The organism is Chromobacterium sp. Beijing, from assembly GCF_021496765.1.
Taxonomy (GTDB): domain Bacteria; phylum Pseudomonadota; class Gammaproteobacteria; order Burkholderiales; family Chromobacteriaceae; genus Chromobacterium.
In genome coordinates this window covers 3,777,681-3,796,395 of record NZ_CP053750.1, presented here as the reverse complement: position 1 = coordinate 3,796,395, position 18,715 = coordinate 3,777,681, and the positions used below count along the sequence as shown (strand labels likewise).

Sequence of the window (18,715 nt, the reverse complement as noted above, 5' to 3'; positions counted from 1 at the left end):
GGAGATTCTTCATGACGCCCATCCTGTTCAATACCTATCGCTCGGTCCAAGGCTTCAACAAACGCGTCCGCTTCCTGATCCTGCATTACACCGCGCTGGACTTCGCCGGCTCCATCAAGGCGCTGACCGGCTCCGGCCAGGTGAGCGCGCATTATCTGGCACCGGACCCCAGCGATCCCAGCTATCAGCAGGCTGGCTTCAAGCAGATGAATCTGTTCAATCTGGTGGATGAGAACGACCGCGCCTGGCATGCCGGCGCCAGTGCCTGGGACGGCCGCAGCAATCTGAACGATTCGTCCATCGGCGTGGAAATCGTCAATCTGGCGCGGGAGGACAAGGGCGGCATGGTGTTTCCGCCTTTTCACCCGCAGCAGGTGGAGGCGGTGACGGAATTGGCGCGGAACATTCTGGCGCGCTATCCGGACATCAGCCCGGTGAACGTGCTGGGCCATTCAGACATCGCCGTGGGCCGCAAGAGCGATCCGGGGCCGATGTTCCCGTGGCGGGAACTGCACCTGGCCGGGGTGGGCGCGTGGCCGGAGGCGGAGACGCAGAGCAAATACGCGCGGCAGTTCCAGCAGCAGGGCTTGCCCGGCCGGGAGAAGATGCTGGAGGCGTTCAAGCATTACGGCTACGAGGCGGCGGCGGCGGGCGGCGACGCCGGTTTCGGCGCCCTGGTGCGCGCCTTCCAGATGCATTTCCGCGCCGGCGATTACCGCGGGGTGATGGACGTGGAGACCGCGGCCATCCTGTTCGCCTTGTTGGAGCGTTATTGGCCTAAGCGGCTGGCCCTGATCAAGCTTTGACGAATCTTGTATTCAGTGAGAAACCCGGCCGCCAGGCCGGGTTTTGTCGTTGTCGCCGCGAAAATGCCGCTGCGTGCTTATTTGGCGGCGGCCGGGATGAAGGAGAACTCCTTAATCACGATCTCCACTTCCTTGCCGTCCTTGGGCGGCCGTCCCTGGAACAGCCACAGATTGATGTGGGGCGGCAGCGGCTGCTGCGGCACCAGGCGCGTGGGGTCCGCCGGGGCGAAGTTCCAGCGCGCCATTTCATACAGGTCGCCGTCCTGGTGGCCGTGCAGCGATTGGTAGAGCACCCGGCTGGCGTTCCAGTTGAAGCGGTGGGTGCTGTAGTCGCCGTTGAGGTGCGGTTCGAAGGCGTAGGAAGTGGGCTTGGGGCCGGGCACGGCCGGGTAGACGGTGTAGTTGCCCATCGGGTTTTGGCGGTTGCCCCAGCGGGCGAATTCGATGTCGATTTCATTGCTGGCGTCCGGGCCCACGTCCGGCGTCGGGTAGTTGAACAGGCCCAGCACGATATTGTCGTCGAACAGGTCCGGCCGGCCTATCAGCTTGAACTGGTAGCGGCCAAAGCCCAGCCGCTGCGGCAGGTAGACCTCGGCGCTGCTCCACTTGCCGCCGCGTTGGGCGATCTTCAGGTGGAGCCGGCCCTGGGCGTCCACCCAGGCGTTGTTCTCGTCCCAGTCGTTGGGGCCCGGGCCGCTTTGGCTTTGGTTGCGGACTTCCCAGACGTAGCCGGAGAAATTCAGGGTTTTGGCCTGGGCGGCGCCGGCCAGGGTCAGGCCGGCGGCGATGAGGGGGAGCAGGAAGCGGCGCATGGTGTGTGCCTTTAGATCCACGAACAAAACCCCTGATCCCGCGTCCGCCTTTTGGTCGTACGACGGGTGCTGTAGCTTCGCAGAAACTTCGTTTTCTGCGTCGGCGCGTCTTGGCTCAGCTTCTCCGCGAGGTGTTGTCGGCGGCTCTTCGTTGTGGATAAGCCTGTCATTTAAGCGCGGCGGGGGCGGCGGGTAAAGGGTGTTTTTGCCGAGCCAGGCTGTCCGTCCGGACAGGCGGCGGCGCGGACGGGGTCATGCCCGCCGGGCGGCGACGGGGTCATGTCCCCGCGGCGCGGGCGTCGGCGCGGCGCCGTCCCGCGCGATCTTGTCTCTATTAAATCTACTTTTCTTTTCAATGGTTTGCGCGGTTTGTCGCTTGGCGATCCGCGCGCCGTCTTTCCAGTTTCCAAATTCCGTCATGCGCTTTGTCATGGTCGGAAAATTCATTCTTGTCCCTTATGCGTATCGAGTATGTCTATTACAGTGCAATCCATATTGCATAACTTGACGGCGCGCCGTCGCGGGTTGGCATCCATATCGATTGGGAGGTTTAGGCATGCAAAAGGAAAGCGCCTGGAAGGCGGTGTTGCTGTTGGCCCGGTTCGCGTTGGCGGCGGCGTTCTTGTCGGCGGTGGCGGATCGCTTCGGCTTCTGGGGCCATATGGGCGAACTGGGGGTGTCCTGGGGAACGATGGAAAACTTCTATCGCCATGTGGCCAAGCTGTGCCCGTGGGCGCCGGCCGGTCTGATTCCAGTGCTGGCCTGGGCGGTGAACGCGCTGGAGGCGGTGTTGGGCGTGACCCTGTTGCTGGGCGTGCAGTTGCGCGCCTCCGCCTGGATCAGCGCGGCGCTGCTGCTGGTGTTCGCCCTGAGCATGGCCGCGTTCCAGAGCCTGAAGTTGTCGCTGAATTTCAGCGTGCTCACCTGCGCCGCCTGCGCCGCGCTGGTGTACCTGGCCAGTTCGCTGGAAGCGGCGCCGGGCGCGCGCCGCGTCTGAAGTTTCCGGGCGCGGCCGGGCCGCGCCCGCTTCCTGTCCTTATCCAAATTTAGGAGTGTTGATCATGAGTAGCTTACGTCTTGCTTATTACGAATTGTCCCCGGAACTGCTGCAGGGTTTCCGCCTGGTGAAGCAGGGCCTGGAAAAGAGCGTGCTGGGCCTGCCGCTGATCGAGCTGATCTATCTGCGCGTGTCCCAGATCAACGGTTGTTCCTTCTGCCTGAACATGCACACCAAGGCCCTGCGCGAGCGCGAGGAAAGCGACCGCCGTCTGGCGGAACTGGCCGGCTGGCGCGTCAGCGCCCAGTTCAGCGAGCGCGAGAAGGCCGCGCTGGAATGGGCGGAGGCGCTGACTTATGTGGTGGACAGCCACGCCGACGACGCCGCCTATCTGCCGCTGAAAGCGCATTTCAGCGACCAGGAGATTTCCGATCTGACCTTCGCCATCGCGCTGATGAACGGCATGAACCGGCTCGCCGTCGGCATGCGTCAGTAAGCGCCTGACCAGGGGTCCGCTCGCGAGAGCGCGAGCGGGCTCGCAGACAGTCCCCCCACCCGCCTGGCCGCAAGCGGCGGGCTAAACCAACGCCAGCAGACACACACCGACATGGACCACCTGATTAAAAAGCAAGCCTGGGACGCGCTGTTCAACGATCCGGAACTGGGCGCCGGCAATTTCCTGTTCAAGGCCCACGCCGCCTACGGCGGCAGCCGGGAAGACTATCTGTTCCTGGAAAAGCCTTTTATCGGCCCGCGCGGCAACGCCTATCAGTCCTTTTCCCTGGACAGCCTGTTCCATCTGGTGAGCGATCTGGCGGCCTGGTACCGCCAGCAGGGCATCCAGGCGGGGCGGCATGTCTGCTTGTTCCTGGGCGACGGCATTCCGTCCTTCCTGCATTTCCTGGCGCTGGGCAGCCTGGGCTGCGTGCCGGTGCTGATCAACGGCCATCTGCGCGCCGACATCGCGGCGCTGTACGCGCAGCGCAACCGCTTCGACGTGTTCGTCTACGACAAGGAAACCGACGCGCGCTGGGATCTGGCCGGCGCGCTGCGCGGCCTCACCGCGCTGGACGCGGGCTTCAACGCCGGCGCGGCGGTGGCGCTGGCGCCGCTGCCGGCCTCCGGCTGGCCGGCGGCGGTGAAGGACGAGGACATCGTGATGGTGTGCCACAGCTCCGGCACCACCGGCATTCCCAAGGCGGTCTTGTTTGGCCACGCGCAGTTCTTCAACGGCAAGCGCGAGCGCCTGCGCGGCTTTGTCGAGCAAGACGAGGACAAGCTGGCCACCGCGATGCCGCCCACCCACGCGGCCGGCGTCAGCTATCTGATGACGGCCACCATGCTGCAATTGCCGGCGCTGGCGCTGGCGACGCAAACCGGCCAAGTGGCGGCCAATCTGATCGCCAGTTTCCAGCCCACCATCGTCACCGCGTTTTCCCAGACTTACGCCTCCTTCGCGGAACTGAACCTGCCGGACGGCTATTTCGACTCGGTGCGCCGTTATTACAACACCGGCGACACCGCGCACGAGGCGCATATCCGCCAACTGCTGCGCCTGGCGCCGCGGGGCCGCTTCACCGATATGTTTGGCGCGTCCGAGCTGGGCATGTCGCAGTTCTTCAAGGTGTCCACGCCGGAACAGGTGGCCAGCAAGCGCACCGTGGGCGCGGCGGCGTCCTACGCGCGCTGCGACGTGCTCACCCCGCAGGGCGAGTTGTTGCCTGACGGCCAGCCGGGCTATATCGGCGTGCGTTCCCCCACGGTAACGCCGGGCTATTACGGCCAGCCGCATCTGACCGCGCTGACCACGCTGAACGGCTACTGGCTGACCGGCGACATCGGCCTGCGCCTGGACAACGGCGAGTTCGTGCACCTGGACCGCATCGTGGACGCGGTGCCGACGCCGCTGGGCGAGCCGGCCTACACCTTGCTGCTGGAAGAGCATTTGCTGAGTCATGCGGATCTGTTCGACGTCAGCGTGATCGGCGTTTCGCGCGGGCCGACGCGCGAAGAGGCGGTGCTGGTGCTGGCGCGCGGCAAGGCCGGCGCGGCGCTGGACGCGGACGAGGTGCTGCGCCAGGCGCTGGACTGCTTCCCGTTCAAGGGCCGCGGCGCGCTGCCGGACTACACCGTGTGCGTGGGCGTGCTCGGCGACGATTACGCGCTGCCGGTGGGCTCCACCGGCAAGGTGCTCAAGCGCGTGGCGCGCGAGCAGTTCTGGAGCTGGCAGCGCGATTACGACGACGGCCTGCGCGAGGTGTTCAGCGCGCTGCGCTGGAACCAGTCCCTGGACCGCCAGCCGGAGGCGGCGGCGGAGCCGCAAAGCCTGCTGGATTACCTGAGGGGCTGACCGATGGCGACGACGGAGCACCTGGAAGCGCTGGAGCAGGCGTTTCAACAGCGGATAGACGGCGGCGAAAAGATAGAGCCGCAGGACTGGATGCCGGAGGCCTACCGCCGCACCTTGCAGCGGCAGATGGCGCAGCACGCCCATTCCGAATACGTGGGCATGTTGCCGGAGGGCGCCTGGATCACCCGCGCGCCCAGCCTCAGCCGCAAATGCATCCTACTGGCCAAGGTGCAGGACGAGGCCGGCCACGCCCAGTATCTGTACAGCGCGCTGGAGAGCCTGGGCCTGAGCCGGGAGCAGGCTTACGGGCAGCTGCTGGCCGGCGAGGCCAAGTATCTGAATATTTTCAATTATCCGGCCTTGAGCTGGGCGGACGTCGGCATGATCGGCTGGTTGACCGACGGCGCCGCTATCGTCAACCAAGTGCCCTTGTCGCGCTGTTCCTACGGCCCGTACGCCCGCGCCATGGTGCGCATCTGCCAGGAGGAGAGCTTCCACCACCGCCAGGGTTTCGATCTGGTGCGGCGGCTGGCGGAGGGCACGCCGGCGCAGCGTCGGATGGCGCAGGACGCGCTCAACCGCTGGTGGTGGCCGACGGTGATGGTGTTCGGCCCGCCGGACGAGGATTCGGTGCACTCGCAGCGCTCGATGCGCTGGGGCGTCAAGCTGTATTCCAACGACACCCTGCGCCAGAAGTTCGTCGATCAGACCGTGCCGCAAGTGCTGCACCTGGGCCTGACAGTGCCGGACCGGGATCTGCGTTTCAACCCGGACACCGGGCATTACGAGATCGGCCGCATCGACTGGGACGAATTCAACCGGGTGATCCGGGGCCAGGGCCTGTGCAACCGCGAGCGTCTCGCCAGCCGTCGCCGGTCCTGGGACGAGGGCGCCTGGGTGCGAGAAGCCGCCGCCTGCCACGCCGCCAAGCTGGCGGCGGGGCCGCAAGGAGAACGAGATGCATGAGTGGAAGCTGTGGGAAGTGTTCGCGCGCAGCCAGAACGGCGTGGCGCACCGCCACGTGGGCAGCGTGCAGGCCAGCGACGCGGCGATGGCGCTGCAGCACGCGCGCGATGTGTTCACCCGCCGCGGCGAGTTCGTCAGCCTGTGGCTGGTGGCCGCCGAAGACCTGGTGAGCAGCGGCGAGGTGGAGCGCGCGCCGTGGTTCGAGACCGCGGCGGACAAGGGTTTCCGCCACGCCACCTATTACGAGGTGCCAGAGGGAGTGCAACACCTGTGACCCTGCATCCGGAATTGAAAAACCTGCGCGCGGAATACCTGCTGCGCCTGGGCGACAACGCGCTGATCCTGTCGCAGCGCTTGTGCGAATGGTGCGGCCACGCGCCCACGCTGGAAGAAGACCTGGCGCTGAGCAATGTGGCGCTGGACCTGCTGGGCCAGGCGCGGCTGTGGCTGGACGCCGCCGGTCGCGGGCTGACGCCGGCGCAGAGCGAGGACGATCTGGCCTATGGCCGCGACGCCCAGGCCTTCCGCAACGTGTTGCTGGTGGAGCTGACCCGCGGCAATTTCGCCGACACCCAGATGCGCCAGTTCCTGTTCGACAGCTGGCATTGCCTGCTGCTGCGCGAGCTGTCGGATTCGGCGGACGCGGAAGTGGCCGCCATCGCCGCCAAGGCGCTGAAAGAGGCCACTTACCACCTGCGCCGCAGCAGCGGCTGGGTGGTGAGGCTGGGCGACGGCAGCCGGCAAAGCCGCGAATTCTGCCGGTTGGCGCTGGAACGCTGCTGGCATTACGTGGGCGAATTGTTCGAGATGGACGAACTGGAGCAGGCGATGCTGGCCCAGGGCGTGGGCTGCGACCTGGCCGCGCTGTATCCGGAATGGCTGTCCTACGTCAACGAAGTGCTGGCCGCGGCCACGCTGGAGCCGCCGCGCGCGGCGCCGGCGGTCAGCGGCGGCAAGCGCGGTGCTCACGGCGAAGCGCTGGTGGCCCTGCTGATGGAGATGCAGTTCCTGACCCGCGCCCATCCGGGAGCCGGCTGGTGAGCCGGGTGCACGGCCTGGAGGTGCAAAGCGGCACCGAACGCGTATGGGAGTGGCTGGCCGGCATTCCGGACCCGGAGATGCCCTATGTCTCCATCGTGGACCTGGGCATCGTGCGCGACGTGCGCTGGGAGGACGACGCGCTGCGCGTGGTGGTGACGCCCACCTATAGCGGCTGCCCGGCCAAGGCGCAGATAGACAGCAATATCCGCCAGACCCTGCAAGACCGGGGCGTGGAGGCGGTGCGGCTGGAAACGCGGCTGCACCCGGCCTGGAGCACGGACTGGCTCAGCGAAAGCGGCCGGTCCAAGCTGCGCGCCGCCGGCATCGCCCCGCCCTTGCCGGCGGAGCCGGGCTGGCAGCGGCTGAGCTTCGTCGCCGTCTCCGCGCCGCGGGTGCCCTGTCCGCGCTGCGGTTCCGACGCCACCCGCCCGCAGGGCGAATTCGGCGGCACCGCCTGCAAATCGCTGTACCAGTGCGAGGCCTGCCGCAATCCGTTCGAGCACTTCAAGAGTTTATGAGGAAGCCGCCATGCCGCAGTTTTACCCTTTGCAGCTGACCGAGATCCAGCGCGACACGCCGGACAGTCTGCTGTTGACGCTGGAGCCGTCGGAAGAACACCGCGACCGCTTCCGCCACGAGCCGGGCCAGCATCTGACCCTGCGCGCCTGGCTGGACGGCGAGGAAGTGCGCCGCAGTTATTCGCTGTGCAACGCGCCGGACGCGCCCAAGCTGCAGCTGGCGATCAAGCGGGTGGCCGGCGGCCGCTTCTCGCAATGGGCGCACGCCAGCCTGGGGCCGGGCGCGATGCTGGAGGCCTTGCCGCCGTCCGGCCGCTTCGGCCTGCCGGCGGCGCCGGAAACGGCCCGCCATTACGCCGGCTTCGCCGCCGGCAGCGGCATCACCCCGGTCTTGTCCATCTTGCAGGCCACCTTGCTGCGCGAGCCGCTCAGCCGCTTCACCCTGGTCTATTGCAACCGCAACCTGGCCTCGCTGCAGTTCCGCGAAACGCTGGCGACGCTGAAGGACCGCTACCCGGCGCGTCTGTCCCTGATCTATCTGTTCAGCGCGGAAGAGCAGGACATCGAGCTGTTCAACGGCCGGCTGGACCGCGAGCGCTGCCTGGCGCTGCTGCGCGGCTGCCTGCCGGCGGCCTCCATCGACCACGCCTACGTCTGCGGCCCGGCCGGCATGATGGCGGCGGTGAGCCAGGCGCTGAGCGAGAGCGGCCTGCCGCCGGAACGCGTCCGCAGCGAACACTACGCCGCGGCCCCGGCCGCCGGTCCGGCCCGCGCCGAGCGCGCGTTGGCGGACAGCCCGGAGCGGGTGCGGGTGACGGTGAGGATGGACGGCATGCAGCGCCAGGTGGAACTGGGCGCGCCGGTGGACAACCTGCTGGACGCCTTGCTGCAAGCCGGCGTCACGCCGCGCTACTCCTGCAAGGCCGGCGTTTGCGCCACCTGCCGCTGCCAGGTGCTGGCCGGCGAAGTGGACATGGAGGCGCCGCACGCATTGGCGCCCGAGGAGGTGGCCGCCGGCTATGTGCTCAGCTGCCGCAGCCGCCCGCTGACTTCAACACTGGCGCTGTCATTCGACTGATCCGCGCCTAAGGACACACATCATGACCTCTCAAAACGCCCTGTCCCGCTGGGCGCTGACCCTCTATTGCCTGGCCACCGGGTTTTCCGTGGCGGCGGTGGTCTACCACCAATCGATGACGCAGCTGATCGCCGTCTCCTTCGGCCTGTCCGCGGACTCGCTGTGGGGGCTGTCGGTGGCCACCCAGTTCGGCTACGGCGCCGGCCTGATCCTGGGCTTGCCGCTGGGCGACATGATCGCGCCGCGCCGGCTGATCCCCGCCACCATGCTGGCGCTGGGCGCGGTGCTGCTGCTGGTGGGCATCGCCCCGTCGCCGTGGCTGATGGTGCTGCTGTGCGGCCTGGCCGGCCTGCTGTCCATCGCAGGCCAGCTGTTGCTGGCCTACAGCGCCAAGGCGCTGGCGGCGGAGCAGCGCGGGCGGGTGGTGGGCAGCCTGCTCACTTCCTTGTTCGCCGGCCTGCTGCTGGCGCGGGTGCTGGCCGGCTGGGGCGGCGAGCACATCGGTTGGCGCGGCATCTATCTGACGGTGGGCGCCCTGACCTTCGTCATCGGCCTGGCGCTGCGCGGCTGCATCGGCGAGGTGCCGCTGGCCGGCCAGCTGCGCTACGGCCGCATGCTGAGCCAGCAGGGCGCGCTGTGGCTGAAGCTGCCGGAGCTGCGCCGGCTGGCGCTGGTGGCCGCCTGCTTCTTCGCCGCCTCCAACGGCATCTGGGCCAATTTGTCCTCGCTGACCCACGCCACCCTGAACTGGAACGCCGGTCAGACCGGCCTGCTGGCCTTCACTTCCATCGCCGCGCTGCGCGCGCCGTGGCTAGCGCAATGGCTGCAGCGCCGGCTGGACTGGCACGGCGTGATCGCGCTGCTGGGCGTCGGCATCGCCGCCACCTCGCTGGCCGGCGTCTGGCTGGGCAGCCAGGTGCTGATGATCGTGATCTTCCTGATGGTGACCGATCTGGGCGTGCGCTCGGTGCAGACCATCGCCCAGGGCCGGGTGCTGGGCATAGACCCCGCCGCCGCCTCGCGGCTGAACAGCCTGTTCATGACGGTTTTCTTCTTCGGCGCCGCGCTCGGTTCCTGGTTGGGCGGCGTCGCCATCCACCGGCTGGGCTGGGCCGGCATGTATCTGTTCCCGGCCGGCTGCGCCGCCGCCGGGCTGCTGTTCCTGAGCTGGCGCAACCCGGCGCTGCGCTTTGCCCGGGCCTGATTTCGCAACACCGCAACACCTGGACGCCGCGGCGCTTTCCGCGCCGCGAACCGCACACTTCGATTGGGAGATGGACATGGAAGCATTGTTGGAAAAAAGCGGCAGCAAGACCCCGTTGATCGCAGGCATGAGCCTGATCTGGGCCGATTGGCTGAAAGAGGAAGACCTGCAGGGCCTGGTGGAACACCCGCTGCTGCAAGCGCTGGAACGCAATGAGGCCAGCCTGGCCACCGTGCGCACCCTGCTGGTTCAGCACAGCCATTACTCGCGCCACTTCACCCGCTATCTGTGCGCGCTGATGGGCCAGCTGAGCGACCCGGCCGACGTGATGGCGCTGATGGAAAACATGCGCGAGGAAATGGGCGTGGACGGCGGCAGCGCCATCACCCACGCGGAAATGTTCCAGCGCACCTTGCGCGTGGTGGGCGCGGCGCCGGCCTCGCACGCGCCGCTGCCGCAGACCCTGGCGATGGTGGACACCATGATGGGCCACTGCCAGTCCTCGGACGCGCTGGCCGGCCTGGCCGCGATGTGCCTGGGCGCGGAAGCCATCGTGCCGCTGATCTACCGCCCCATCCTGCAAGCGCTGCAACACCACGGCTTCGGCGAGGACGCCACCGAGTTCTTCAGCCTGCACATCGAGGAAGACGAAGACCATGCGCTGACCATGCTGGCCATCATGCAGCGCCTGACCCTGGACCAGGACGCGCGCCGCGAGCAGGCCATCGCCGTGGGCCGCGAGCTGATCGCCCGCCGCGTGGCGATGTTCGACGCCATCTGGGCGCATTGCCAGGCGCAGCCGGCCGCCGCGCCCGCCGCGCCCGCCGCGGCCCCGGCCCCGGCCCCGGCCCCGGCCGGCCATTTCTCCTCCGCCGATTTCTGGCGCGTGCCCAGCCAGTTGCAGGCCCAGTTGCCGGCGCGGCTGAGCCACGAGCAGGTGATGGCGGCCAGCCAGGGCGGCGACCAGGCCTTCTCCTCCGAGCGCAAGCACAAGGTGCACATCGTCGATCTGCCCAGCCGCACCATCAGCCTGACCATAGGCCGGCTGGAAGAGGGCGAGTCCACCCGCCTGCACCGCCACAACTACGAGACGGTGATCTACGTCACCCAGGGCCAGGGCTATTCCCGCATCGGCGACCGCCAGGTGCCGTGGCGCGCCGGCGACGCCATCTACGTGCCGGTCTGGGCCGAGCACCAGCACGTCAACACCGGCGCGGAGGAGTGCGTCTACCTGGCCTGCGAGAACGCGCCCCTGTTGCAGAACCTGGGCGGCATCGCACTGCGCGAGGAACTGAGCGCCTGAAGCCCGGCCGCGTCTCCCGCCCCCCGGGCGGCGCGGCCCGCCAGCCTTGCCCGGCGCAAGCGGCTCTTGCCGGGCGGGCTTTTCCCAATCAGCACCCGATAAACGAGATCACGATGCTGACACTATCCAAAGCCTGGAGCCCAAGTAGCTGGCAGGCGAAACCGCACACACAAATGCCCGATTACGACGACGGCGCCGCGCTGCATGCCGTGCTGTCGCGTCTGAGCGCCTATCCCAATCTGGTGCCTTCCGCCGAAATCCGCCGGCTGCGCGCCGCGCTGGCCGGCGTGGCGCGGGGAGAGGGCTTCGTCATCCAGGCCGGAGACTGCGCCGAGCGCTTCGCCGGCCTGCGGCCGGACGTGCTGGGCGGCCACTACCGCCTGCTGGAACGCATGGCCGCGGACCTGGGCCAGGCGCTGCAGCGCCCGGTGCTGCGCATCGGCCGCATCGCCGGCCAGTACGCCAAGCCGCGCAGCCAGCCGCAGGAAGCGCTGGGCGGATTGAGCCTGCCCAGCTATCGCGGCGACATCATCAACGGCGTGGAATTCGCCGCCGCCGCGCGCGCCCACGACCCGCAGCGGCTGGAATCCGCCTATTTCCACGCCGCCGCCAGCCTCAACTATCTGCGCGGCCTGGACCGCGAGGCCGCGCCGCGCGACAGCGGCTACTACGTCAGCCACGAAGCGCTGCTGCTGCCTTATGAACAGGCCCAGCTGCAGCAGGACGAGCGCGGCGACTGGTATTGCGGCTCCGGCCATTTCCTGTGGGTGGGCGAACGCACCCGCCAGCTGGACGGCGCGCATCTGGAATTCCTGCGCGGCGTGAACAATCCCGTCGGCGTCAAAGTGGGCCCCGGCATGGAGCGCGAGGAACTGCTGCGCCTGATCGACGCGCTGAACCCGGACAACGAGGCCGGCCGGCTGACCCTGATCACCCGCTTCGGCGCGGCGCAGATCCAGCGCCTGCCGGCGCTGCTGGACGCGGTGCGCGCCGAAGGCCGCCAAGTGCTGTGGCTGTGCGACCCGATGCACGGCAACGGCGTGCAAGCGGCCAACGGCGTGAAGACCCGGCGCTATGAAGACATCCTGGCCGAGGTGGAGGCCTTCCTCGCCGCCCACCGCGAATGCGGCAGCCACGCCGGCGGCGTGCACCTGGAATTGAGCGCCCTGGACGTGACCGAATGCCTGGGCGGACCGGAGGCGCTGGCCGAGGAAGACCTGGGCCGCGCCTACCACAGCAGCTGCGACCCGCGGCTCAATCCGCGCCAGGCGCTGGCGCTGACAGACCGCTTGATCGCCGCGCTGACCCAGCCCTCCGGCGCGGCGGCGCGGCCGGCGCAAGACGTCGCCGCGCCGGAACCGCTGATCAATCTGGCCGAGCGCCTGGCCGCCAGCCGGCCGGACAGCGACCGGCTCTGCTTCGTCGGCCCCGGCTTCAGCCTCAGCTACCGCCAGCTCAACCGCGCGCTGCGCCGTCAGGCCGCCTGGCTGCAAACCGAAGGCGTGGCCGCCGGCGAGCGCGTGCTGATCGCGCTGGACGACGGCCCGGAGCTGGCGGTGGCCTTTTACGCCGCGCTGGCGGTGGGCGCGCTGCCGGTGGTGGCCAATCCGCGGCTGGACGCCGCCTCGCTCCACCATCTGCTGGCCGACGCCGCTCCGGCGCTGTGCCTGGGCCAGTCCTCGCAGATCGCGGTGTGGCCGGCCGCGGCCAAGCTGCGGCTGCTGGACGCCGGCGCTCATCTGGAATGGCTGGCCGGCGACAGCCCCGACGACGATTGGGACGATTTCGCGCGCCAGCCGGAAGACGCGCCGGCGCTGATCCAATACACCTCCGGCAGCACCGGCCAGGCCAAGGGCGTGGTGCACAGCGCCCGTTCCATGCTGGCGGTGTGCTCGCACTTCGCCGCCGGCCAGCTGCGGCTGGGCGCGGACGACGTGTTGTACTCGGTGCCCAAATCCTTCTTTGGCTATGGCATGGGCAACAGCCTGTTCTTCCCGCTGTATCTGGGCGCTTGCGGCGTGCTGGACGGCGCCTGGCCGTCGGCCGAACGCGTGGCCGGCGTGCTGCGCCAGTTCCGCCCCACCGTATTGTTCGCCGTGCCCACCCTGTACCGGCTGCTGCTGGAACACGGCCTGGAGCCGTCCGACGTGGCGATCCGGCTGGCCTTCTCCGCCGGCGCCCCGCTGTCCGCGCCTTTGGCGCGGCGCTGGCGTCAGCGTTTCGGCTTCGATCTGCACGACGGCATCGGCGCCACCGAAATGTGCCATGTGTTCGCCACCAGCTATCCGGACGCGCTGCGTTCCGGCAGCGTCGGCCGCATGTTGCCGGGCTGGGAGGCGCGCATCGTCGACGCCGACGGCCGGGACGCGCCGGCCGGCGAATGCGGGGTGCTGCTGGTCAAGGCGCCCAGCCGCGCGCTGGGCTACTGGCGGCGTCCGCAGGAAGAGCAAGAGCGCTTCCAGGACGGCTGGTATCGCACCGGCGATCTGTTCAGCCGCGACGAGCACGGCTATCTGAGCTTCCACGGCCGCGAGGACGACCGCTTCAAGGTGTTCGGCCGCTGGGTGGTGCCGGTGGAAATCGAAAACCTGCTGGCCGCGTTGCTGCCGGAACTGGGTGACGCCTACGTGGTGGCCGCGCCGGACCGCGACGGCGAAGCCCGCCCGGCGCTGATCCTGCGCGCCGGCGACGACAGCGAGGCGCTGGTGCGCCTGGTGCACGCCACGCTGGAAGCTCATCTGGAAAGCTATAAGCGCCCGGCGCTGGTGCTGGCGCTGGAGGAGATTCCGCTGAACAAGAACGGCAAGCCGGACCGGCGCGCGATGGCGCAGCTGGCCGCCCGAGAGCAGGCGGAGCGCAAGGAGGAAAAAGTATGCTGAGCGAAGAGGCGTTTCTGCGTTACGGCGACCACGGCTTCAGCCTGGCGCCGCTGTGGCGGACCCTGCCGCTGCCGGCGGGCGCGGACCCGCTGGCGCTGTACCAGGCGCTGGCCAACCAGGGTCAGGACTATCTGTTTGAAACCGGTCACTGGCGGGACGGCGCGTTTCAGCGCGCCTATTCGGTGATCGGCCTGCCCTGCCGCGAGCGGGTGGAGCTGGACGAGGGCCGGCTGCGCCACTGGCGCGACGGCCAGCTGCTGCGCGAACTGGAGTGCGCGGACCCGCTGGCGGAGCTGGCCAAGCTGCAACAAGGCTGGCGCGCGCCGCACTTCAGCGCCTTGCCGCCGTTTTCCGGCGGCCTGTTCGGCTATTTCGGCTTCGAAACCACTCGCCTGATCGAGCCGCGGCTGCGCCGCCAGCCGCGCAAGCCCTCCGGGCTGGCGCTGCCGGACGCCTTGCAATGGCTGAGCCTGGACTTGCTGGTGTTGGACCACCAGCAGGCCAGCGTCTACTGCATCGTCCACGAATCTACCGAGGCGGCCGGCTACGCCCGCGGCCAACAGCGCTTGCTGCGCTTGTGCGAGCAAACCCGCGCGCTGCTGGCGGAGCCGTCCGCGCCGCCGCCGGCTTTCGCCGCGGACGCGACGGCGGATCCCGCCTTGGATTACGCCTTTGCGCGCGAGGACTTCCAGCAGGCGGTGGGCCGGATCAAGGACTACATCGCCGCCGGCGACGTGATGCAGGTGGTGTTGTCCCAGCGCATGAGCCAGCCCTTCGCCGCCGACGCGCCCACCTTGTACCGGGCCTTGTCCGGCCTGGGCGAAACCCCCTATCGCTATCTGCTCAATCTGGGCGACGCCCAGATCGTCGGCGCCTCGCCGGAAATGCTGTTCCGCCAGCAAGACGAGCGGATCACCAGCCGGCCGATGGCCGGCACCCGCCGCCGCGGCGCGGACGCGGCGGAAGACCAGGATTTGCGCCGCGAACTGCTGGCCGATCCCAAGGAAATCGCCGAACACATGATGCTGGTGGACCTGGCGCGCAACGATCTGGGCCGGCTGGCCGAGCTGGGCAGCGTGCAAGTGGACGAACTGCTGACCGTGGAGCCCTTCTCCCACGTCATGCACATCGTTTCCACCGTGTCCGGCAAGCTGCCGCAACAGGCGCAGGCGCTGGACGTGCTCAAGAGCACCTTCCCGGCCGGCACCCTCAGCGGCGCGTCCAAGGTGCGGGCGCTGGAAGTGATCGCCGAGCTGGAGCCGCATTCGCGCGGCGTGTACGGCGGCTCCATCGGCTATATCGGCTGGCGCGGCAACGCCGATCAGGCCATCACCATACGCACCGGCGTGCTGCAAGACGGCCGGCTGCACGTGCAGGCCGGCGCCGGCGTGGTGCAGGACTCGCTGGCCGAGCGCGAATGGCAGGAAACCCTGGAAAAAAGCCGGTTGATGCTGCTGGCGGCCAAGCTGGCCGCGGCGGCGCGGCAAGAGGAGGCGATATGCATTTGATGATCGATAACTACGATTCCTTCACCTACAACGTGGTGCAGTACCTGGGCATGCTGGGCGCCGACATCATGGTGAGGCGCAACGACGAGATCAGCCTGGAGGAGATGGAAGCGCTGCGGCCGCGCTCGCTGATCGTCTCGCCCGGACCCTGTTCGCCCGCCGAGGCCGGGGTGTCGCTGGCGGCGATCCGCCGCTTCGCCGGCCGCCTGCCCATCCTTGGCATCTGCCTGGGCCACCAGTGCATCGCCGCCGCCTTCGGCGCGCAAGTGCGCCGCGCCGACGAAGTGCTGCACGGCAAAGTGTCGCGCATCCATCACGACGGCGAGGGCCTGTTCGAAGGCCTGGCCGACGGCCTCAAGGTGGCGCGCTACCACTCGCTGGTGGCGGACGCGCTGCCGGAAGAGCTGGTCGCCACCGCCTGGGCGCTGCGCGCCGACGGCGGCCGGGGCGAGATCATGGCGCTGCGCCACCGCAGCCTGCCCATTCACGGCCTGCAATTCCATCCGGAATCGGTGCTGACCGAACAAGGGCTCAGCATGCTGGGCAATTATCTGCGGCTGGCGGAGCGCGCCGCGCAAGCGGAAACCGAAGCCGTCTGACCCACACAAGGGGCGGCGAGGGCCGCCCACGCCAAGAAAGCGACAAGATGCAAGACCCCCATTTTTCCAAGGCCTACCCGATCCGCTTCTCCCACTGCGATCCGGCCGGCATCGTTTACTTCCCGCAATACCTGGTGCTGAGCAACTGGCTGGTGGAAGACTGGTTCACCGAAGGGCTGGACATCAGCTTCGCCGACTTCATCGGCCCGCGCCGGCTGGGCCTGCCCATCGTCAAGCTGGACTGCGAATTCCTGCGCCCGTCCCGCCAGGGCGACCAACTGACGCTGCAGCTGCGCGTGGCGCGGCTGGGCGGCAGCTCGCTGACCCTGGACATCGAAGGCCACGCCAACGGCGAACTGCGGCTGCGCTGCCGCCAGGTGCTGGTGCACATCTCGCTGGACAGCGGCGCCGCCATCGACGCCCCGGCCGACGTGCGCGCCGCCTTGAGCGGCTTGCTGGAGGAGGCGGCGGCATGATGCAAATCCTGCAACCGCCGGAATGGGCGCGCCCGCGCGGCTACGCCAACGGCATCGCCGCGCGCGGCACCCTGGTGTTCACCTCCGGCCAACTGGGCTGGGACGCGGAAGAAAAGCTGGTGGGGCCGGGCTACGCCGAGCAGGCGATCCAGATCCTGAAGAACATCGTGGCGGTCCTGGCCGAGGCCGGCGCGCGGCCGGAGCACCTGGTGCGGCTGACCTGGTATGTGTCCGACCGCGACGCTTATTTCGCCGAGGCCCGCGAAGTGGGCCGCGCCTACCGGGAGCTGATCGGCCATTTCCCGGTGATGAGCGCGTTCCAGGTGGCGTCCTTGATGGTGCCGGGCGCCAAGGTGCAGATCGAGGCGACGGCGGTGATTCCGGATTGAGGCTTGCTGGGCCGGACGGGGCCCTTGGGCGACGCCCGCCAAGCCCCGCCGTTTTCAACGCCGTATCGACGACGCGCGGCGGATCGTAAACAGGTTCTCAGCCGCCCGACGGCAAGGACCGGCCTTCCAGGCACAGGCGCAGATTCCGCGCCTGTTGCGCGGCCTGCTCCGGCGTGGCCACGTTGGCGAAGCCGAACAACAGCCCCTTGCCGCAATCCGCCTCCAGCGCCCGCGCCGACAGAGCGGCGATGCCGAAGCGCTCGCGCTTGGCGCGTTGCGCCAAGGCGATGTCGTCCTCCGAGCGATCCAGCCGCGCCAGCAAATGCAGGCCGCAGGCCGGCACGTCGAAACTCATCCGCTCGCCGAACGCCTGCCGCAGACTGGCGATCACCAGCTCGCGGCGCTGCGCGTAGGCGGAGCGCATCTTGCGCAGATGGCGGATGAAGTGGCCCTCCTGCATGAAATCCACCACCACCCCCTGATTCAACAGCGGGCAGCCGTCGTGCCAGGTGTGGCAGGCGGCGTTGAAGCGCGTCAGCAGGGGCTTGGGCACCACCAGATAGGCCAGGCGCAGCGCCGGGCTCAGCACCTTGCTGAAGCTGCCGACGTAGAGCACGTTGTCGTTGGCCCCCAGGCTGGCCAGCGCCGGCTGCGGCCGGCCGTCGTAGCGGTATTCGCTGTCGTAATCGTCTTCGATGATGAAGGCGTTGTTGTGCTCGGCCCAGGCCAGCAGCTCCAGACGCCGCACCAGGGACAGCGACACCCCCAGCGGGCTTTGATGCGCCGGGGTCACCAGCGCGAAACGGGCGTGCGGCGCCCTCTCCTTGGCGACGGCCACCTGCATGCCGTCCCGGTCCACCGGCACCGGCACCAGCTCCGCGCCCATTTCCGCCATCAGGTGGCGGCTGGGCGGGAAGCAGGGGTCTTCAATCCACACCTGGTCCAGCGGCCGCAACAAGGTGCGGCCGATCAAATTCAGCGCGCCGCGGTAGCCGGCGGTGATGAAGACCTGTTGCGGCGAGCAGTCCAGCCCGCGCGACAGGTGCAGATAGGCGGCGATGGCCTCGCGCAGCGGCCCGTAGCCGGCCGGCTGGGGGTAGGACAGAAAACGGTTTTGCAGCCGCAGCTGGCGGGTGTTCAGGCTGGCCCACAGCTTGCGCGGGAACAGGTCCAGCGCCGGCAAGCCCAGCTGATAGGGCAGGGGCTGCCAGTCGGAGGCGGAATCGAACAAGGACAGGCTGGCCGGGCGCGGCGCCGGCGCGTCCGCCGGGCGGGGCTGCTGCATGCGCACTTCCGCCAGCCGCGGCGACACCACGGTGCCGGCCTGGCCGCGCGCCTCCAGATAACCTTCGCCTATCAATAATTCGTAAGCCAATTCCACGGTATTGCGCGACACTTGCAGCTCGCCGGCCAGCGCGCGTATGGACGGCACCCGTTGTCCCGGCGTCAGGCTGCCCTGGCTGATGGCCTGGATGAAGCGTTGATACACTTGGCGGTACAGCGGCAGCGCGTCGTCCTGACTGGATAGCTCCGGGGCGGCAAGGCCGGCGCTCACGTCGGCGCTCCCGCGCGCGGACAGGGGGATAAGAAGGGGGCTTGCGGCAACTGAGGCATGGCGGCTTCCTGAAAGCGGTTTAGTTTGAAAGTCGATAGCCGTTGCAGAATCAATTCTGACATTTGCTGTCATCATTAAAAACAAAACAATATGCCTATGTCAAATTAAGATTCCGCGGCCGCGCCCTCAGACCGGGGAAACATCCGCCCGGCGCGGCGGTCAAGCATTAGACGC

General features: G+C 68.4%; 19 protein-coding genes. 16 read left to right on the top strand and 3 right to left on the bottom strand.

Annotated features, from left to right (window positions below):
- The first annotated feature begins 11 nt into the window (after positions 1 to 11).
- Positions 12 to 806, top strand: a complete 795-nt coding sequence (locus HQN78_RS17640; RefSeq protein ID WP_235085249.1) for an N-acetylmuramoyl-L-alanine amidase — start codon at positions 12 to 14, stop codon at positions 804 to 806.
- 77 nt (positions 807 to 883) lie between these two features.
- On the opposite strand, the gene HQN78_RS17635 is transcribed toward HQN78_RS17640, so the two are convergent.
- Together HQN78_RS17635 and HQN78_RS17630 are read right to left on the bottom strand one after the other, a co-directional pair.
- Positions 884 to 1,639 carry a glycoside hydrolase family 16 protein gene (locus HQN78_RS17635; protein ID WP_235085246.1) on the bottom strand — a complete coding sequence of 252 codons (756 nt, stop codon included), beginning with the start codon at positions 1,637 to 1,639 and terminating at the stop codon, positions 884 to 886.
- 231 nt (positions 1,640 to 1,870) lie between these two features.
- Entirely contained in the window at positions 1,871 to 2,065 is a 195-nt protein-coding gene (locus HQN78_RS17630) for a hypothetical protein (protein WP_235085244.1), read from the bottom strand.
- Between the two features lie 109 nt (positions 2,066 to 2,174).
- Here HQN78_RS17630 and HQN78_RS17625 point away from each other — a divergent pair, with 109 nt between their 5' ends.
- The 15 genes from HQN78_RS17625 (at position 2,175) to HQN78_RS17555 (ending at position 16,926) form a co-directional block, all read left to right on the top strand.
- Complete coding sequence (locus HQN78_RS17625; protein ID WP_227106219.1) at positions 2,175 to 2,615, top strand: MauE/DoxX family redox-associated membrane protein; 441 nt, start codon at positions 2,175 to 2,177, stop codon at positions 2,613 to 2,615.
- A 64-nt stretch (positions 2,616 to 2,679) separates the two neighbouring features.
- Positions 2,680 to 3,111 carry a carboxymuconolactone decarboxylase family protein gene (locus tag HQN78_RS17620; protein WP_019104277.1) on the top strand — a complete coding sequence of 144 codons (432 nt, stop codon included), beginning with the start codon at positions 2,680 to 2,682 and terminating at the stop codon, positions 3,109 to 3,111.
- Between the two features lie 111 nt (positions 3,112 to 3,222).
- On the top strand, positions 3,223 to 4,965 hold the full coding sequence (locus tag HQN78_RS17615) for a class I adenylate-forming enzyme family protein (protein WP_107801429.1): 1,743 nt from the start codon (positions 3,223 to 3,225) through the stop codon (positions 4,963 to 4,965).
- 3 nt (positions 4,966 to 4,968) lie between these two features.
- Positions 4,969 to 5,931, top strand: a complete 963-nt coding sequence (gene paaA, locus HQN78_RS17610) for a 1,2-phenylacetyl-CoA epoxidase subunit PaaA (RefSeq protein ID WP_235085241.1) — start codon at positions 4,969 to 4,971, stop codon at positions 5,929 to 5,931.
- Positions 5,924 to 6,205 (top strand): 1,2-phenylacetyl-CoA epoxidase subunit PaaB, encoded by a 282-nt coding sequence (gene paaB, locus HQN78_RS17605; RefSeq protein ID WP_019104274.1) that lies wholly within the window; start codon positions 5,924 to 5,926, stop codon positions 6,203 to 6,205. Before paaA ends, paaB begins: the two co-directional genes overlap by 8 nt.
- Entirely contained in the window at positions 6,202 to 6,972 is a 771-nt protein-coding gene (gene paaC, locus HQN78_RS17600) for a 1,2-phenylacetyl-CoA epoxidase subunit PaaC (protein ID WP_235085239.1), read from the top strand. Before paaB ends, paaC begins: the two co-directional genes overlap by 4 nt.
- Entirely contained in the window at positions 6,969 to 7,490 is a 522-nt protein-coding gene (gene paaD / locus HQN78_RS17595) for a 1,2-phenylacetyl-CoA epoxidase subunit PaaD (protein WP_235085237.1), read from the top strand. The genes paaC and paaD overlap by 4 nt, the downstream gene beginning before the upstream one ends.
- Positions 7,491 to 7,500: 10 nt before the next feature.
- A complete protein-coding gene (locus tag HQN78_RS17590) occupies positions 7,501 to 8,568 on the top strand; it encodes a 2Fe-2S iron-sulfur cluster-binding protein (protein WP_107801433.1) in 1,068 nt (355 codons plus the stop codon).
- Positions 8,569 to 8,590: 22 nt separating this feature from the next.
- Positions 8,591 to 9,772, top strand: coding sequence for an MFS transporter (locus HQN78_RS17585; RefSeq protein ID WP_235085234.1), 1,182 nt, complete (start codon positions 8,591 to 8,593; stop codon positions 9,770 to 9,772).
- A gap of 76 nt (positions 9,773 to 9,848) precedes the next feature.
- Positions 9,849 to 11,075 carry an iron-containing redox enzyme family protein gene (locus HQN78_RS17580; protein ID WP_235085232.1) on the top strand — a complete coding sequence of 409 codons (1,227 nt, stop codon included), beginning with the start codon at positions 9,849 to 9,851 and terminating at the stop codon, positions 11,073 to 11,075.
- 113 nt (positions 11,076 to 11,188) lie between these two features.
- A complete protein-coding gene (locus HQN78_RS17575; RefSeq protein WP_235085229.1) occupies positions 11,189 to 13,954 on the top strand; it encodes a 3-deoxy-7-phosphoheptulonate synthase in 2,766 nt (921 codons plus the stop codon).
- Complete coding sequence (locus HQN78_RS17570) at positions 13,948 to 15,462, top strand: anthranilate synthase component I family protein (RefSeq protein ID WP_235085227.1); 1,515 nt, start codon at positions 13,948 to 13,950, stop codon at positions 15,460 to 15,462. The genes HQN78_RS17575 and HQN78_RS17570 overlap by 7 nt, the downstream gene beginning before the upstream one ends.
- Positions 15,453 to 16,061: an aminodeoxychorismate/anthranilate synthase component II gene (locus HQN78_RS17565; RefSeq protein ID WP_227106229.1), complete on the top strand. Its 609-nt coding sequence runs from the start codon at positions 15,453 to 15,455 to the stop codon at positions 16,059 to 16,061. The genes HQN78_RS17570 and HQN78_RS17565 overlap by 10 nt, the downstream gene beginning before the upstream one ends.
- Positions 16,062 to 16,108: 47 nt before the next feature.
- Complete coding sequence (locus HQN78_RS17560) at positions 16,109 to 16,537, top strand: thioesterase family protein (protein WP_235085225.1); 429 nt, start codon at positions 16,109 to 16,111, stop codon at positions 16,535 to 16,537.
- Positions 16,534 to 16,926 (top strand): RidA family protein, encoded by a 393-nt coding sequence (locus HQN78_RS17555; protein WP_081549478.1) that lies wholly within the window; start codon positions 16,534 to 16,536, stop codon positions 16,924 to 16,926. Before HQN78_RS17560 ends, HQN78_RS17555 begins: the two co-directional genes overlap by 4 nt.
- A 97-nt stretch (positions 16,927 to 17,023) precedes the next feature.
- On the opposite strand, the gene HQN78_RS17550 is transcribed toward HQN78_RS17555, so the two are convergent.
- Positions 17,024 to 18,481, bottom strand: coding sequence for a PLP-dependent aminotransferase family protein (locus tag HQN78_RS17550; RefSeq protein WP_199225968.1), 1,458 nt, complete (start codon positions 18,479 to 18,481; stop codon positions 17,024 to 17,026).
- Positions 18,482 to 18,715 lie beyond the last annotated feature (234 nt).